We start from the raw sequence: 17,949 nt of genomic DNA, 5'->3' as shown, positions 1-17,949 counted from the left end.
GTCATTTCATCAGGTCGTCACAAAAAGTCTTAATACCCTCATTAGCGTATTCACTACCAAGCATAAAATTTTCAATGGGCTGGGAAAAACGCATACGGCTGACTATTCTAAAGATAGGCATTATGCCAGCCTCATGATATCCACTGCTTATAAACACCCTTGCAATTACCTCTGAACCCAGTCTATTTATCAATGCTGTCATAGGTCGATCCAATAACTCAACTTCAAACACTTTTAGCGGAGGACCGCCAAAGGTGGCAAAAATTCCTATCCTTTTGTTCATTATTCCTCGAACTGTCTGTAGATACCTCGCCACAGGATAGGAGAAGATTGCCCATTTAGGACCACCCACGCAGATTCGATCAAATTCGGATATATTTGGGTATTCCATAGGCTGGATATCCTCCTCAACCTGATGATAATGACGTAGAAAGAACCTTCGCCAAAAGGGGATAAAAAGTGCTAGTCCAATAGCAGGATATCTTGGGAAGTCCCTTGATACCTCCCTGATCCATGAATAAAGAACCGCAGGCTTTATTTCATCAAACGCTACATCACAACCGCGTTTTTTCAACTGACTTCCAATAGATTTTGCAAGACGCTCTGTGTTGCCTGTGCGGGAAAAGTAGACTACTAATACTTTTAATTTCTTCTTACTACTTCGATTCATAATTAGTATCCCCTACTTTATATATCGCCAGAAGATAGCTTATCATCTAACCTGAAGGCAGGGATGAGGATTTATTCACTTACTCCTTTCTCTGTTTTGGAATAATTATCCTCATAATAACCCTTCAAAGATTTATTACCAATCATATATCTTCCATCCCCGTTTCAATGCTTCTCTTCTAAGTCTCTTATCTGGAGTGACGCATATCGGAGTTCCAACACGCTCTAATACATAGATGTCAGCAAATGAATCAGCATAATAGGATGAATCATCTAATGTAAATCCATTGGTTTTGCAAAACTCTTCTACCCTGTTGAGTTTTTCCCTACCATAACAGTATTTGCCCATTAGCCTTCCTGTTAGCAAACCATCCTGAGCATCCAATTCTGTGCAGAGAATATCATCAATTTTAAGATATTCCCCTATGGGATAACAAACATAGGATAATGAAGCGGATAATAAAACCGTTCTCACATTCTGAAGGCTATTGATCTCTTCAATAGCACTTCCCCTAATATGGTGGATTATAACATCATTAAAACACCCTTTAGAATAATCAATTAACATCTTCTCAGGTAAACCCTTGGATTTCATCGCCCATTTATTTATAACATATTCAGTATTCAACAATCCGGTTCCATGAAGAAAGGCGATCAGCATGTTGACTATATATTTTGAATGAGGAATAAGGCCATTTTGATAACTATATTTAATTATGAGTTTCCCGCTACTTGTATCCAAGATTGTGTTATCAATATCAAAAAAAGCGACAGTACTCCTCATCCTTCATGCCTTAACGTTATCATTATTTATGGACAGGTCAATATTTTAATTCTAATCCCCAATCTTCAAATTTTAATTAGGATAGATTCATCTCGACAGATTTTTTCTTTCCCTTTCATCAAGCCTTGCTGATAATGGTTGAATAAAAAATCATAACCTATGATGGTTGCAAATATATTATTAACAAATTTTAGTTGACAAGTAATATTTTTGCATTAATTAATTAAATATCAAATTTCATATAAGTTGTATTATTACCCTCCTAAATGAGCGAGCTAAAGGCAAAAGACCTCTTGGATATACACTCAGTTAGCGCTGAAGAGGTTAGGCTTATCTGTGAATCAGCAGGGTATTTTAAAAATCTCTTTACTCGCTCAATAAAGACTGTTCCAGTTCTTCGAGGAAAGACCGTTTGTTTTTTATTCTATGAACCATCCACAAGAACAAAAATAAGCTTTGAACTTGCCGCAAAGAGGTTATCCGCAGATATAATAAATGTGACTGTATCTTCTTCTAGTGTAGTAAAGGGAGAATCTCTAATTGATACTGTTCACACGCTTGAGGCGATGAATGCGGATTATATAGTAATGCGGCATGAGGCTTCCTTGGCTCCTCATTTCTTATCTATGAACACAAAGGCCTCTGTAATAAATGCGGGTGATGGTTTTCATGCCCATCCCACACAGGCTCTCCTTGATGCCTATTCCATTCTTGAGAGGAGAGGGAATCTTGACGGTCTTCATATAGGCATTATAGGGGATGTTAAACATTCACGTGTAGCAAGATCTGATATAGAAGTGTTTAAAAAGCTAGGGGCAAGGGTTACACTATGCGGACCACCTACGCTAGTTCCCGATGAGTTTCGAATATATGGTGTAGACATCAACTATAAATTAGATGAGATCTTACCTGAATTGGATGTTGTAAATATGCTAAGGATACAGAGGGAAAGACAGAGGGGCTCTCTCATCCCATCACTGAGGGAGTATCACAGACAGTTCGCATTAACAGCCGATCGACTCAAGAGATGCAGAGATGACATCATTGTAATGCATCCTGGTCCCATTAATAGGGGAATCGAAATTGACGATATGGTAGCTGACAGCCCAAATTCAATTATAAACGAACAGGTTACAAATGGTGTGGCCATAAGGATGTCTATTTTTTATTTGTTGGCAGGCGGAAGACCGCTTGAGGAGATCGAGGATGATTGAATTCAATCCCTTCCAAAGAATATGTTATGAGAATTTTAATTAAAAGTGGCAGATTAATAGATCCAGCCTCTGAATTGGATGAAGAGCTAGATGTATTAATAGAAAAAGGAATAATAAAAAAGATACACAAAAATATTTCCGAAGAGGGAAAAATTCAGATAATTGATGCATCCAATTGTATTGTCCTGCCAGGACTCATTGACATGCATGTTCACTTTAGAGAACCAGGCAGAGAGGATAAAGAGACAATTATTGGTGGGTCTCGTGTAGCCGCTAAGGGTGGTTTCACCTCAGTATGCACAATGCCAAATACAAATCCAGTGATTGATAATGAGGCTCTTGTCCGTTTTATTAAACTTGAGGCTGAACAGGGTCCGATTAATGTATACCCAATTGCCAATATATCAAAGGGTTCCAAGGGAGAAGAGATTACTGAAATGGCTGAACTGTTCAAGGCAGGTGCTGTCGCATTCTCAGATGATGGTATGCCAATTATGAGTTCCATTCTAATGAGAAGGGCATTAGAATATTCACGAATGGTTGATGCCCCTATCATAACTCACTCAGAAGATCTTACCTTATCAGAAGATGGAATTATTAATGAAGGATATAACTCTATTCTCCTTGGTCTCAAGGGCATGCCCAAAGAGTCAGAGGAGGTTATGATTGTTAGGGATGTTATCCTAACAAGATTATCCAAGGGTAAACTTCATGTGGCGCATGTCTCCTCAGGTGGATCAGTGGAAATAATAAGAAGGGCAAAGGAAGAGGGTGTAACAGTTACCTGCGAAACATCGCCGCATTATTTTTCGCTTACTGATGATGCAATAATTACTCACCTTTCCATGGCAAAGATGAATCCACCACTACGCACAGGAGCGGACAGGATGGCAATTATCGATGGATTAAGAAGTGGCGTAATTGATGTAATAGCAACCGATCATGCACCTCATCTTAAGAATGAGAAGATGCAGGAGATTGAACATGCCCCATTTGGCATCATTGGGCTTGAGACCGCGGTACCATTGATCGTTACTAGACTAATTAAAGAACATGCATTTTCTTATATCGATGCATTCAGTAAGGTGACTATCAATCCAGCTAGGGTACTTCAAATCGAAAGAGGAATATTGCAGGAAGGAGGGGCAGCGGACATAACAATCATTGATCCTGAGAAGAGGGTTACAATAAATGAATCCTTCTTAATATCGAAGTGTAAAAATACTCCTTTTATCGGGGAACAACTATATGGATCTGTTGAGTACACCATCTGTAATGGGAAGATCGTGTACAGGAATACCTCTTGAATTACATTTTTATAATTTTCTATTTTATATTACTGCTTTTTTATTTATCCCCAAAAATAATAAATTGAAAATACCTTGACCAAACTTTACACTTTGTTCACAATTTAACCTGTGAATTAAGGACAAAGTTTTTTCTCACTCATTTATCAATTACATATACATATTAGATTGGGGAATGTGAAATACAATATTGTCAATTTTTAGGGAGGAGTTATTCATGCGGGGAAAAAGATTATTCATTGCTGTTTCATCAGTATGCTTCATAATTGTAATACTCTTATCTCTACTTATATCATCTCTGCCAGCCCAAAAAAGCAAGGTTTACACATTCACCTTTTCAGAATTAAACGCCTACAAGAAAATTAATATGCCACAGAAATATAGACCACTTTGGGTAAAGATCCTAAAAACTAGAAAGCAGGGTAGAGATGCAAAGAGTCTAATCGCAAATAATAGAAATAATATTGATAATATGATTAAGGCGATGAAGCTAAAGTCAAAGCAGAAGGATTATCTCAAGGATCTTATCCTGGATAAAAATCCTGTAATGGAGATAATCGTCAAGGGGGCTGGGACACCTCCAAAGGGAACCCCACAATATGATATTGCTGTATATAAGGTTTTTCCAGCTTTGTATAAAGCAATTACCAGGATTACAAAGAAAGTTCGTATGAAGATAATATATTATCCAGGAGGAATTATAGGCGATGAGCCTGATTTTATCAGAAAAATTAAGCTAGGTGAACTTCAATGGGCTGGGGGGCAGACCATCATGGGACAGATGATATGTCCCGAGTTATGTGTGTTCGATTTCCCATTCATATATGACTATGAACCAAAACTATATTGGGAAGAGTTGAAGTTCTGTGGAATTGATTGGATCTGGGGTAAAGTGAGTCCAGCTATTCATAAATTTTTAAACAAAAGGGGATTTGAGCTTGCTGGTCTTCTTGATGGTGGCGGTTGGTCAGCAATATCTAGCAAAGATGTACCAGTGAGTAGGGCTGAGGATTTGGGTAAGCTTGTTTATCCCCTATTCCCAGGAGCGAGGATAGGCTCAGAAATTAAAAATGCACTTGGATTCAAGAAGGTAATAGTAAGCAGGGTTTGGGACATAACTACAAATTCAGCGACAGGTATGATCAATTCAGCAATGTGCTCCTGGTATTGGCATATTCTACTTCAGATTACCCCATATTATAAGTACGTTACTGACTATCCCTTGGATGGCTATAGCGGAGCGATATCCCTTTTTGACAATAGTATGCTATACTCGATAATAAAGATTTTTGACAACATAGGACCATTACTTGATATCTCAAGAAAGGATGCTGTAAAAATCGTTAGGACAGTATTATTGTCACTAAACAAGGAAACAAAAGAATTGATGCGTCCATCCCTTCGGAAAAAAGATGCAGAGGCAAGGCGCAGCCTTCTCAGTTCAGGCACTTATAAACTTATTCCGTTCCCGACAGAAGAGATTGAAAAGGTTAAGGATAAAGTTGTTCCACTTTATAATAAACTCGCTGATAAAAAAGATACCTACCCAAAATGGTTTCTGGAGGATATACTGAAATACAGGGAAGAATATGATAGATTAAAAAAAGCCAAGAAATTGACTGATAAATGGTGGAAGGATGGGATATATCCTGATGGGTATGATGAATGGGGATGGATAAGGGATTGGGGTAAGGAGTTGTTATAGATATGAAAAGTGTTTGCATATTTGTCAAGACAGTAGCAATCATAATAGCATCTATTTTTTTCAATTTAGAGGAAGCGAATGCATTTAATAATAAAAGCAACAAGGAGAAGGTGATAATTTATCGTTTCAAAGATCGTAGCAATGTTAATCTTTACAGATATTATTCATATATAATTCCAAATTCAATCAAAACTGAACTAGAAAAGATAAATCTATACAGAATAGAAACCCTATCAGTATCTCTTGCCTATATTGACGAATCATCATCAACAGAAATATTTGAGAGTTATATACGATTCCTTTCAAAGAGGGGGAAGGAGCTAAATGCAAACTTCATCATTTCTGGCTCTTATTATGTTAAGGAAAAAAATATTTATATAAAGACTCAGATATTCGATGTGGCTACTCAAAAGATTACTGATATTAAGGAGTGCAGCGATAGAATTGGCGCTATATTACAGAATATAATAGACGAAATAACTAGAAAGATTAATTATGAGATGCAAAGGTCATCCACCCAGAAAGCCCAGAAAGCAAAGAAAAGATCCAAGAAGAGGGTTGCCAGGTCTCCCTTCCTCTCTTTCTATAATAGCATAATGGGTATAACATTCGGTCTCAGCTATGGATTGGTAGATATGCTTGGGAAATGGGAGGATGAATATAAAAAAGGAGATATGGTTACAGCTTATGTCTTTTATGAACTAAATAATATTAATCTCTTCCAAGATAACGCAATAATGAGAGATGTTGCTATATCATTTCATTTTGATTATTTCTCTACTAACACTGAAGAATCATATTATACTTATACAGAGTATTCCTATTTAGATGTTACAGGAATTACACTAAATTTTGTGTATCTCTACAGGTTAGCAGCCTTTTTTGACCTCGCCTTTTCAGCAGGGATGGGAGTATCAGAATCAGAATTTTTGGTTCCATTGCTCAATAGCCTTAATGATGATAATAACGACTCGGACGATTCCACTTTTGCGACTCCTGAATCATATAGAGAAACAATAGATCCCTATGTCAATCTAACAATATTCATGAACCTGACTATAAATCATATTCAGACTATAATCGGCGTTTCGCATAAGACAATATTATCTGATGACAGGATGAGTTTTTCAGTCATCTATATGGGCATAGGCTATAGAATATAGATGCTATACTATTTTGAATAATACAAATGAAACGGATAATTGTATTCGGTTATTATACATTTAATATTTAAATTTTGTATATAAATTATTTATGTAAATGAATAATTATTAAATAACAAAAACTATATCGAGGAGGAATCATTAATGAATATACAGCAATGGGATAGTGCGCCTGAGATGCTAATTGATACAAATAAAGTGTACAAGGTTACAATCGAGACCAACAGGGGTAATATAGAATTGGAATTATATTCACAGCACGCCCCCAAAACAGTTAACAATTTTATATTCTTAGTCAGAGAGGGGTTCTATGATAACGTAACCTTTCATCGGGTGATAAGCAATTTTATGATTCAGGGAGGAGATCCTACAGGCACTGGAAGGGGAGGGGCCGGGTATAGTTTTGAAGATGAGATAGAAGGGAATCCTCTAACACATGAGAAAGGGGTGATCTCAATGGCGAATGCTGGCCCTAATACTAATGGGAGCCAATTTTTTATTACTCATTCCCCACAACCTCATTTGAATGGTAAACATACAGTATTCGGTAGGGTGATAAGTGGTCAGGATGTGGTTGATTCAATCCACCAAGGAGATAAGATGGAACGAGTTGAAATAATAGAGGATTAATCCTACTCGTTACAGGTATTATTAAGGTTCATGTTTACTAATCCTCTTAATTGAGGTAATCCATTACAACATTTTTAAGGAGATTTTCAGCCTGCATCGCTTTATTGTAGATTAAGATGTTGTAAAAAAAATCAGGAGTAGTAATATGAAAAGGTATATGTTAAACAGAAGAGATTTTTTAACAAGAGCTGGAGCCATTGGACTAGTCTTTGCAGCCACAAGACCAATATATGCATTATCGAGGATGCTGTCAAATTCGACTGAGAATGAACTAAAACTACTGGATTTTGTCCATATTACTGATGTTCATATAACAGATGGAACAAATCCCTTGCGTGTTGAGGTGCTTGATGATATCCCAGGATTAGATGCAGCCTGGAGACCTCAACAACATATGAGCGCTACCGCATTGGATGCGGTAATACGTTCCATAAATCAACAACATGCAGAAGAGACTTTTGATTTTATGATATCCACTGGAGACATGGTAGACAACGCGATGCAAAATGAATTTCAATGGTTTATGGATGTTCTAAATGGAAACATTATGTCGGATGATTATCTTGAACTTGTTGATAGGGATATTATGACTCCGGTTAATCCCCAGGGTATTGAAGTTGATATACCATGGTATGCCGCGATTGGGAATCACGATACCATGATTGTTGGCAACTTCCCTGCGAAGTTAATGGAAGCAATTCATAAAAACATGAAAGAGACCTATGGATTTGAGATAACCACTCAGGAAGAGGTGATAGAATTACTTTTTAATTATGGATTTGACATGATGCCGGAGAATATGGATGGTTACTACAGCTTTGATCCCAATGATTATGTACACTGTATTGTGTTGAATACCAACAATGATAATTGGGTAGAAGGATTAATTGATAGGTTCATGTCGAGAAATAGAAGCTTAATTGGTCGGCTTATAAGATTAGAAGATTCACTTGGCAGGGAATTAATAATTAAATATATTTTGATAACTTTTCTAAAGTGGCTAAAGACACAATCTCAAGAGGTTGTAGGGGGCATAGCGGAAGGCACCCTCAATAGGGACCAGTTTGAATGGATGAAGGGGGAGATAGAGAATAATTCTCACAAGCTTTGTCTCATTTTCTCTCATCATGGTCCTGATTCATTTTTGAGCCCTATTGGTAATGTTACTCCTAATGAACTGAGAAGTTGTCTTTGCTCTTATGATAATGTTATTGCTCACATCTATGGGCATAACCATAATAACCATATTGTAAAAGAGGAAAGTCCCTACGGTTATTATTGGGGAATCAGCACATCTTCAATTATCGAATATCCTCAGGAGTGGAGACGCATCGCAATATGGGACAATGGCGATGGTACTGGTATATTATCCTGTCGAATGTTTCAGCATGGTTATAGTGATTCACTTAATCAATCAATGGGAGATCCACAGTCCGATATTGACACACACATTGGTAGGGTTGAAGACAGGGATGTGGACCTAGAATTTAATATCTCATCATCCATTGCTGAGAATATTTCAAACAACCTCTCCCAAAATAGCGATGAATCATCAGTGCAGCCTAGTGGTAATGATGATTCAGCATGGGGATTAATTTATGCATTTTTAAGGAATCTCTTTGGGAGGAGATAAAAATATCAATTTTTTGTTTGCCCAGTTATTGATAGATCTCTATTCATAGTATTGTGCCTTATAATCATATGAATATCATCGGATGATCTAATCTATACTCATAGTCCTTAAGTAATAGGTGAATTTATAATAGTTCACAAGGAATAGTATGAGATTGATTATTATTAATCCAATCCTAGAGTGATGGATAATATTTCTATACCATCAACTAATCCCACAAAATTATAAAATTGATATCTACAAATGCTCTTACAGGAATGATGCTGTATGATGAATTCTTTTAACATATTATCATAGCTAAATATCTGTCTTGACAAAGTGGCAAAATATACTTAATATATATTATCAAATGTTCCACTAATATCGATGCATTACGATTTTGCTTGTCTTTGACAAGATGGATTATAATTTTATTATTATAAAAAACAGTATCAATTGAGGAATAAATCCTATTGGGAATAATAGTTTTTCAAGGCCTATCTGTTTTTGAGATAGTGAATATCAATTTACGACATTGAGCTGTAGGTTTAGAATAATTATTCATAACATTAGTTGTCAATGGGAATGAAAGAAAATAGTATATAGGAATACAATTAATGTCACGAAGGAAACAATATCTTGTTGATAAAAAGCTTCAATTTAAAACAGCTTTTATGATTATTGGTGTTGTGACAATACTAACAGCATTAGTAATTTCAGCTATTGTTTTTATAATGGTTTATAATAATAATAAGATCGATAATATCCTACATATTCAAAATAATATAGCTGAATTTTTAAACTCTCGTATATCGCTGATCGAGAATAGGGAATATAAAAATGTTTTAGAAAATATTGCGCTCAATCACAGTAGTAATGATGTAATTTTAAGAAAGATCACTCAATATAATAAAATACTTATGTTTTCAATTATCATCTTTGCGTTTGCTCAAGGGGGCATCCTTTACATTCTGTTGATACGAATAACGCACAGAATTTCTGGTCCAATATATCTAATGTCAATGTACATAAAAGACATCATTAAGGGAGAGTATCCTTCTCTGAGATCACTGCGAAGTAAAGATGAGTTGAAGGATTTTTATGGGTTATTTAAACAGATGGTTACAGTGATAAAGGAGAGAGATAATAGGTAATTGCTTCTTTAAATAATTATCTATTTTTAATCATTATTTGTGATTCCCATGGGAGTGTTTGAATTCCTTCCTGTGGCAGGATTGGTTGCAACCTCTCAATCGTATATACTGTCAACACTGTCATTGTGTGAATGAAGGTGTATCTTACTTAGGAAAATGCACAAATTAGGGAACTTTATGAAAAGAGGGTTTCAATATATTCTGTTTTTATCTTTTGTTTTTTTATTTGCATTATCCATTCTTACATGCAGTAAGAATATAGGCGGTAAGTATAAGCTACTCGAGGGTGATTGTCAGGAATTTTTAATTATTAAAGACCTTGGCGGTGGGAAATATACTATAATTCTTCTTCGACAGGATGTTGTGGAATTTGAAATTGTAGGCGATATTGAAGGAAACAGAATTTCTGCTCATATTGGCAGTTCCCCTATACATTTTGACTTTCAAGATAATCAGGCATTTCTTCTTTATCAGGATAGACAGTGTAGATTCGAAAAGATTGAATAAGTCACTGATTGACGTCAAATGTAATTTTGTGGCAGATAGAGGCATTTGGAACACTTCATAAAGATGGAGCTGGGTATTTGTAGATGATATAATAGAAAATTATTTTTTAGTCCTCTTTACAGTTGCTTTATATCTTCTAATTGCATCTTGGGAGAAATCGTCTTTGAAAATAATTTCTTCACCTTTTAAGACCTTCACGTCAGATATTCGAAGCATCGCATTTCTATTGCTGAATCCAATCTTTCCCTCATTCAGTATATCAGGTGCATATGTCGTGATTATATAATCTTCATTTATCAATAGACTCACATCCTCTTCTTGTAATCTTATTTCAATCCTGTATACTGTATTATACTTTATTGTATGGTTCTTGGATACGAGTTCTGTAATTATGAAATTCCATTTTTCTGTGCGCCTCTTCCTAGTATCTTTGATCTTTGAGTTAATAAAAGTAATTCTATTTATTCTATTCTCATCACCTGAAAACTTAAAGGCATAAAACTCTTTTAAATTTTTTGCAGAGAAGAAAATCATATCCTCAACTGGACTACTAATAGGATTCAGTATCTCTATTGATAATCTTATAGAGGTGTAGTCTTTAACAGGTTTAGTTGAGATTATTGAGTTATGGTTAATTAACTCACTATTCCCCCACATCCTTGTCTTAGCCTTGGTCTCTATGAGAAAGGATTCTTTAAAATCCCTTCTAATTTCCCATTTGCCAGATATTTTTATCCATCTATATTTTTTTTTCTCTGCTTGAATATGGGATGATATTAAAATGCAAATAATCAAGAAAAGAGAAACGAAGATATTATTTCTATTAAGCATTACTACTGCCTTTCTCATTTATCCAATGTATTATATCGGTTATTTGGTTGGCTGAGCTGTAATCGTATAAACGTAAGACTCACCTTCAGAAAGAACAAGTGCGCTTGAAGTAGTCTCACCTATTGTGACATTCGCTTCAATAAAGTCTCCAGCATCATCATCGTATATATTACATGCTACATCGCCTGCGAATTGGTTGATCTCTTTTGATTCGGTTGTCTCCTCTGGATTATATCCACCTGCCTTTACCCATAGCGCATCATAATTTGCCCATATTATTTCATTTATTGCTCCATCAGATTCATTTATCCAGGCCAATTCAGTCGTATCATCATCTCCACAAAATGTTAAAAAGAGTAATGACGTGATCAGCAAGAGTGAAATTAGAGATTTTCTTTTCATAGATTTTCCTCCACAATAATTATTTATCTAATGGTAACTCCCACTTTTGTTTATGATTGAAAGGAGAGTCACAATATGTTAACATTGTTACACGCTATAACTTCAGTCAATCATTTACATATATAATATGTGAAAATTCAACAATTTTGAAAGTATTCAAATGTTATTAAGACTTATTGAAGTCATTAAGTAGAAGATTTTTTACTTTTATGGATATTAGAATAACCTGTACTTGGAGAGTTGGCAAGTATTTTCCTTAAGAAATTAATAAATCCTATCAGTAAAGAAAATATCCTTGAAATTCTTTTCAATAGTATTGATCTGGTTACATATATCATAATAATGAAAAGGACCTTTTTTATGAGCGCGATCATCAAGGACATTCAAAAGAACAATAGAGAGATAATCAGAATTGAGGTATCGGAATTTAAGGGGAAGGAGTTGATTAACATAAGGATATGGTATCAGGCGATAGATAATGATGGCAATATTGTTTACAATCCCACACAGAAGGGCATAACAGTTAGCCTATCACAATATGATGAATTGAGGGATGGAATTGATAGGATTGGTCAATATATAAAAGATACTGGGGGTGATGCTAATCAGATAGATGAATAATTCCATCCTGGTGTAGTGAAATTATCTCTTTTACACATATTTCTCTTGCCCTGTTTATCTGAATCTCGTCATGGATAATATTTGGATTTACTATGCCTTGATGTATGTCTTCTATTAGATATCTTGCAGGCAGGGGAATACTCTTAAGCAGTGGAAGCATGTTCCTTTTCTTGGTCTTCTTCAGGGCTGTTGATAGGATAAACCATCCCACACCTAGGATGAGATGATTGAAATCCTTAGGTTCCACTATTTTTGAGAGTATATAATTAAAGCTTTTATATCCGTGATTCATCCTCCTTATCTGTAATCTTCTATAAGTGGATACGAAATTTGATTGCGAGTATATTCTTTCTGAGAAGGATATACTCTTATTCTTAGCGAGAGATACGATCTCTTCCATTCTTCTCTTAGATATTGAACCCTGCAGGATATTAGCGTAGAGATCGGGTTTTTCGGAGATTGATTGCACAATATCTATTTCTTTTGTCATTGATATGGTCTGATAGAGTAATTTTGAGTCCCTCATAACCTCTATCCAATGATAGAGGTCCTTTGAATAGAGGATTTTTGCATTGGATAGTATTTTTAATCTCCTCTGAGTCTCTTGTAGGAATTTTGAATAGCTGAAATCCTCATCCCCCTTTAACAACATATAAATAGCTTCTTCAATGGAATATATACCCTCTACAAGATCCCTTTTATTTATTAAATTGGATGATCTCAGTCTTTTCATCATTGTTTTAACATCACTTATAGTATTTGTGGATAGATTTCTCTTTATACGAAGTGAATGATTAGGGAAGGAGAGGTTGATAAGACATATCTGATAGGTAGTTATGAGCTTTTTATTCTGAAGTTGAAATAGCAACCTTTGCAATTCTATATCGTTAAAGGTATCAAGGATGGATTTTAGGTTTGGAAGGATATTGATTGGATTCAAAAAAAAATCTATTATCTCTCTCTCAATAAGTTCTGAATCTGAGTCGCATTTTATTCTCCTTGAAAAGAGTCTGAAAAATTTAACAGGAATGATTATCGATATGCACCGTTCAATATCCTTCGCAATAATTGATAGATCAATCCTTTTGTAAGCTTCTCTATATTGATCGTTTGCATTCAATTCTTGTAGGAGCATTCCTATTTTATATTTATTTTTGAATAATATATTTAAAACAATCTCTATCTCATAGAGTTTGGATTCTATATGCTCGTTTAGAAGTTTGATTGCGTTAGGAGAAAAATTATCGGTTAATACGTAAATAGTGAAGCTCTTGCCTTCATCCCTTATTTTTATACTGCTGGTTATGCTATATTCAATATTATGATGGTTCATTATGGGGGAAAACGCAATCCTTGGATTAGCATACTGCCTTTGGAATAATTTATTAATGTCTGGGAAGAGGATATTTATTATTATTCTGGAGGATAGATTAAATATCATCTTAGTTTATGGAGAGAATTAGTTAATAATATTTAGATAACCTAAATATATTTGTGAATCTCCTCGTTTAGTGCTTCAAGAGCACAAACAGCTGCTTCTGAGAAGTGTAATCCTTGGTATTTTTTATAAGCGTATGTAATGCTGCTTGATGAATTTATTCTATGAATTTTGACATCAGGAAGTCTTTTAATCGCTCTAAGTGTCATCTTTACATCTCCCCCTTGAGAACCAACTCCAGGTATGAGGAGTGGTATGGCCTTGGCTGAATGTATAAAGGTGTCTATGATTAGCTCTAGTTTGTCAGGATATGTTGCTCCCACTACTGCCCCAATACCAGGTTGATGCCATTCGATTATTTTTTTGGAAATATAAATATACAAGGGGATTCCATCTATGGAAAGGTCTTGGAAATCCTCTGACCCTTTGTTTGAGGTCTTATTAAGAATGTAGTAGCCCTTATCCGGATGATTTTGTATAAAGGGGTATATGGAGTCATGGCCCATGAATGGAGAGATGGTTAGAGCATCGGCCTTGAAAAAATCAAAAGCCTCTTTGGAATAAGCCACAGATGTTTTCCCAATGTCGCCTCTCTTTACATCGAGTATTACAGGGAAACCCTGGGATTTGAAGATAGCTATTATTGATAGAAGTGCCTCTATACCCTCTATTCCATACTGAGCATAAAAGGCATAATTGGGTTTAACTGCTGCAGGATAAACCCCTTTGGTTGTCATCCTGTTTAGAATCGACTCAAAGAATGATACAATCCTCTTTTTAATTGTCCCTGAACTGATAGGGATATCCTCTAATATTGGATCAAGGCCAAGAGATATGATGCTGTTAAATTTGTTTGATGAAAATTTCAGGAGTTCAAGATAATTCATTATTTAGTCTATTGATGTAATTATTATATAGATCGAAATTCGATTTATCAAATAAAACAAAATTTACATCCATTACATAGTCTTCATCTCTTATAAAATTGATCACTGTGGTTATGGCCACTTCGCATGCCTCCTCCTTGGGGTAGCTATAAACACCAGTTGATATTGCTGGAAATGCAATGGATTTAAGGTTGTACTCTTTGGCGAGTTTCATTGAGTTGAAATAGGAGTGTTCAAGAGTTTCCCTCTCTCTGCTCCTGCCACCTTTATAGATTGGCCCAGGGGTATGAATAACATGCTTGGCTTTGAGTTTATAACCTTTTGTAATCCTTGCCTCTCCAGGTCTGCATTCTCCAAACCCTCGACATTCCTCAAGTAATTGTGGGCCGGCAGCTCTATGAATTGCCCCATCTACTCCACCTCCTCCGAGAAGGCTTGTGTTAGCCGCATTAACGATTGCATCAGTATTCTCTTCAGTTATGTCACCTTGCTTAATCTTTATATAATTTAGAATATCCTTCATTATTGCCTCTATTATTTTTACTATGCCAGTTAAAATAGAATTTATGCAGCAGTTCGTAACTTGAACTCATTTTTGAAAGGACGAGTGTCATACAAGCTTGATAGATTTTATAAAATTGCCCCATATGCTGTTAGCTAAAAAATGAATCTCCTTATCACTCCTATGGAGTCTTTCATGCCAGCAATTAATGCAGATGGTTATTGACTAATATTGACATAAATTGATATTTATATCTGCTGTAATTTTTTTAAATATTTTTAACATCTGATTCGTAAATTTTTAGTAAGTGCTTAATAACAATGGGGTATATGTTAATGATTATTATTAATTGTAGGCGATCCCTAAAGATTAAGCATATGTATGAATAATCCCTCCCATCATTTATATGAGGATGTTGAGAATATTTTTCAAAAAAATCAACTATTTATTTGACTTTCGCATTAGATTGTATTATTTTCAAAAGATTTGCATTTTGTAAGTTTCAACAATTTCAAGATATATAGTTATTAACTAAATTTGCAACTTTAGGCTAGGGTTCAGGGGTTTACTGAGTGACATAAGGATATGTAAATTAAGTATCTATATGGTTTGTAAGGACTATTTTGTCAACTCATAAATTCTTCATTATTCATTATGTGGAGGATAGAGTTCATGGGTATAACTGCAAATGGTTTTGTTTTCTCCAAGAATTCCCTTATGCCAATTTGTATTCTATTCCTCTGTATTTCACTTGCAGGATGGAGCTGTAATAATGTAGAGGAGCCAGGGGGTAATATTTTAATTCCTGATCCTCCAAGTGCTCTTAGCTTATCCTCAGTTTCATCGAATGAGATTGCTCTATCCTGGATAGATACCTCTGACAATGAGGATGGATTCAGCATAGAGCGAGCACCTGAAGAAGGAGGTAACGCTGGTGTTTATGAGATTATACATACAGTTTCATCTGATGAAATTTCATTCAATGATTATGGATTGGAGGTTAATAAAGAATATTTTTACCGTATAAGAGCATATAACTCAATAGGAAATTCAGATTATTCTAATCAGGTTAGTTGCAAAACCATGATACCTGGTTGGAACTTCGATCAGTTTACAGACATGGAAAAGGAATACGGCTCTACAGATACTAATATCCTGCAACACTATCCTTCCTTACAGGAAATATTAAATAAACCTGCCCAAGATATTCCGGTATATGGATTATATACATGGTCGAGCAGTTGGGGCGCCTGGTGGCATTGGTATGATGAAATAAGTCAGGTTGGCTGGAGGACTATCCGTGTCGCTGGGATTAGGGATTTAGATGATGAGGAGATGGAATATCTAATAATTTATAATGTTGAACCGATGTTTACTTTATTCGGTAATTTGGTGCATACTTATAGAGGGGATTATGGAATAATTCCTGATGTGGATCTTGACAATGAATTTATAAACGACTTTCTTGATCTTATTGATGATAGGATAGGTAGATATGGGCCTATGGGATCTTTCTTTGTTGATAATCCTGATCCTGAATTTCAGCCAGGTGGAGATAAATATAAACCTGTAATATATTGGGAAATATGGAATGAGCCGAACCTGCATTATCTGTTAGGCGCTGAACATTGGGATGCCTTGGATAAGGAGGGAAAGGCGGATTTATATGCAAGATTATTGATCGCATCATACGATCACATCAGAGCTAATCCAGAGTGGAATGATGTCAAAGTTGTTGGCATTTCATCTTGCGGTGTGAGCGCAGAAAATGCATTTAATGATGGCGTGGGATGGAAGAAATCTTTTGTTCAATTAGTACATGAAAAGTTAGTGGAGCATGGAGGTCATGCAAATTATTACGATATTCTATCCACTCATCCATACACTCATGATGTGGGCCCTGATACGGAACATTTACTTGAGTCCTATCAATATTCGCTTGTAAACTCTTATGCGGAGATAAGAGAAAGTATGGAGAGTTTTGGCAATACTGATAAACCTGTATGGTATACCGAAGTCGGATGGCATCGTGATGTTGGCGCGTTCGCTGCAGATGTTAAGCCTTATCCTGTAACAGAGCGCCAGCAGGCAGCATATGTCACACGATTGTATTTGACTGCAATGCGCCTTGGAGTTGAGCGTGTTCATGTTATGTTTGTAAATGATGCAGATAACTTCAATGGCGGATTCTTTAATAATGAAGACTGTTCATGGTGGGAGCAGACATATGCAGTACAGAATATGATAACTATTATGCCTAAGCCGAAACTCATCGAAGTGGTAAATGACGGAGGTTATGGAGATAATGATCTTTCTGATTCAGAGGGATATTACGCATATATTTATGATCCAAATACAGATGTCTCTGGAGATACCACTGTAATTGTTGCATGGAACGTGGAAGGCCCTATTACTGTGGAAATTCCATGTGATCCCGGGGAATATAGGGTCATTAATATGCTTGGGGATTATGAAGATATTATTACATCCTCAATGCTTCCAATAGAAATTGGACCATGTCCA

At 35.6% G+C, this 17,949-nt stretch carries 17 protein-coding genes; 10 read left to right on the top strand and 7 right to left on the bottom strand.

Translation table 11 applies throughout. The annotated features are described in order from the left end of the window. Position 1: 1 nt before the first annotated feature. Positions 2-670: a hypothetical protein gene (locus SVZ03_00715; protein ID MDY6932725.1), complete on the bottom strand. Its 669-nt coding sequence runs from the start codon at positions 668-670 to the stop codon at positions 2-4. A gap of 135 nt (positions 671-805) precedes the next feature. Further along, positions 806-1,453, bottom strand: a complete 648-nt coding sequence (locus SVZ03_00710) for an HAD-IB family hydrolase (GenBank protein MDY6932724.1) — start codon at positions 1,451-1,453, stop codon at positions 806-808. Between the two features lie 266 nt (positions 1,454-1,719). On the opposite strand from SVZ03_00710, the gene SVZ03_00705 reads away from it, so the two are divergent. From SVZ03_00705 to SVZ03_00670, 8 genes are all read left to right on the top strand, one after another. Further along, a complete protein-coding gene (locus tag SVZ03_00705; protein ID MDY6932723.1) occupies positions 1,720-2,667 on the top strand; it encodes an aspartate carbamoyltransferase catalytic subunit in 948 nt (315 codons plus the stop codon). A gap of 26 nt (positions 2,668-2,693) precedes the next feature. After that, positions 2,694-3,974 (top strand): dihydroorotase, encoded by a 1,281-nt coding sequence (locus SVZ03_00700; protein ID MDY6932722.1) that lies wholly within the window; start codon positions 2,694-2,696, stop codon positions 3,972-3,974. 217 nt (positions 3,975-4,191) lie between these two features. Next, positions 4,192-5,679: a TRAP transporter substrate-binding protein DctP gene (gene dctP / locus SVZ03_00695; protein ID MDY6932721.1), complete on the top strand. Its 1,488-nt coding sequence runs from the start codon at positions 4,192-4,194 to the stop codon at positions 5,677-5,679. 2 nt (positions 5,680-5,681) lie between these two features. Beyond that, positions 5,682-6,842 (top strand): hypothetical protein, encoded by a 1,161-nt coding sequence (locus SVZ03_00690; GenBank protein ID MDY6932720.1) that lies wholly within the window; start codon positions 5,682-5,684, stop codon positions 6,840-6,842. A gap of 144 nt (positions 6,843-6,986) precedes the next feature. Beyond that, positions 6,987-7,472, top strand: coding sequence for a peptidylprolyl isomerase (locus SVZ03_00685; GenBank protein MDY6932719.1), 486 nt, complete (start codon positions 6,987-6,989; stop codon positions 7,470-7,472). A gap of 145 nt (positions 7,473-7,617) precedes the next feature. Then, positions 7,618-9,105 (top strand): metallophosphoesterase, encoded by a 1,488-nt coding sequence (locus SVZ03_00680; GenBank protein MDY6932718.1) that lies wholly within the window; start codon positions 7,618-7,620, stop codon positions 9,103-9,105. Between the two features lie 596 nt (positions 9,106-9,701). Continuing rightward, positions 9,702-10,238, top strand: a complete 537-nt coding sequence (locus SVZ03_00675; GenBank protein MDY6932717.1) for a hypothetical protein — start codon at positions 9,702-9,704, stop codon at positions 10,236-10,238. Positions 10,239-10,415: 177 nt separating this feature from the next. Beyond that, positions 10,416-10,745 (top strand): hypothetical protein, encoded by a 330-nt coding sequence (locus tag SVZ03_00670; protein MDY6932716.1) that lies wholly within the window; start codon positions 10,416-10,418, stop codon positions 10,743-10,745. Between the two features lie 99 nt (positions 10,746-10,844). Here SVZ03_00670 and SVZ03_00665 read toward each other — a convergent pair whose 3' ends face one another. Next, positions 10,845-11,594: a hypothetical protein gene (locus SVZ03_00665; protein ID MDY6932715.1), complete on the bottom strand. Its 750-nt coding sequence runs from the start codon at positions 11,592-11,594 to the stop codon at positions 10,845-10,847. Between the two features lie 21 nt (positions 11,595-11,615). Continuing rightward, positions 11,616-11,978 carry a hypothetical protein gene (locus SVZ03_00660; protein ID MDY6932714.1) on the bottom strand — a complete coding sequence of 121 codons (363 nt, stop codon included), beginning with the start codon at positions 11,976-11,978 and terminating at the stop codon, positions 11,616-11,618. Between the two features lie 240 nt (positions 11,979-12,218). Here SVZ03_00660 and SVZ03_00655 point away from each other — a divergent pair, with 240 nt between their 5' ends. Beyond that, the gene (locus SVZ03_00655; protein ID MDY6932713.1) at positions 12,219-12,599 is read left to right on the top strand and encodes a transcriptional coactivator p15/PC4 family protein; all 381 of its coding nucleotides are present in this window, start codon (positions 12,219-12,221) and stop codon (positions 12,597-12,599) included. On the opposite strand, the gene SVZ03_00650 is transcribed toward SVZ03_00655, so the two are convergent. Genes SVZ03_00650 through SVZ03_00640 form a run of 3 tightly spaced genes read right to left on the bottom strand, consistent with a single transcriptional unit; the run spans position 12,580 to position 15,447 of the window. Beyond that, entirely contained in the window at positions 12,580-14,040 is a 1,461-nt protein-coding gene (locus SVZ03_00650) for a hypothetical protein (GenBank protein ID MDY6932712.1), read from the bottom strand. The genes SVZ03_00655 and SVZ03_00650 overlap by 20 nt on opposite strands. 41 nt (positions 14,041-14,081) lie before the next feature. After that, on the bottom strand, positions 14,082-14,924 hold the full coding sequence (pyrF, locus tag SVZ03_00645) for an orotidine-5'-phosphate decarboxylase (protein MDY6932711.1): 843 nt from the start codon (positions 14,922-14,924) through the stop codon (positions 14,082-14,084). Beyond that, entirely contained in the window at positions 14,911-15,447 is a 537-nt protein-coding gene (locus tag SVZ03_00640) for an O-acetyl-ADP-ribose deacetylase (GenBank protein MDY6932710.1), read from the bottom strand. Before SVZ03_00640 ends, pyrF begins: the two co-directional genes overlap by 14 nt. 651 nt (positions 15,448-16,098) lie before the next feature. On the opposite strand from SVZ03_00640, the gene SVZ03_00635 reads away from it, so the two are divergent. After that, the coding region (locus SVZ03_00635) for a fibronectin type III domain-containing protein (protein ID MDY6932709.1) at positions 16,099-17,949 on the top strand (1,851 nt) is incomplete at its 3' end.

The organism is Spirochaetota bacterium, from assembly GCA_034190085.1.
Taxonomy (GTDB): domain Bacteria; phylum Spirochaetota; class UBA4802; order UBA4802; family JAFGDQ01; genus JAXHTS01.
The sequence above is the reverse complement of the archived record's forward strand: the minus strand, read 5'-3'. Positions and strand labels throughout refer to the sequence as shown.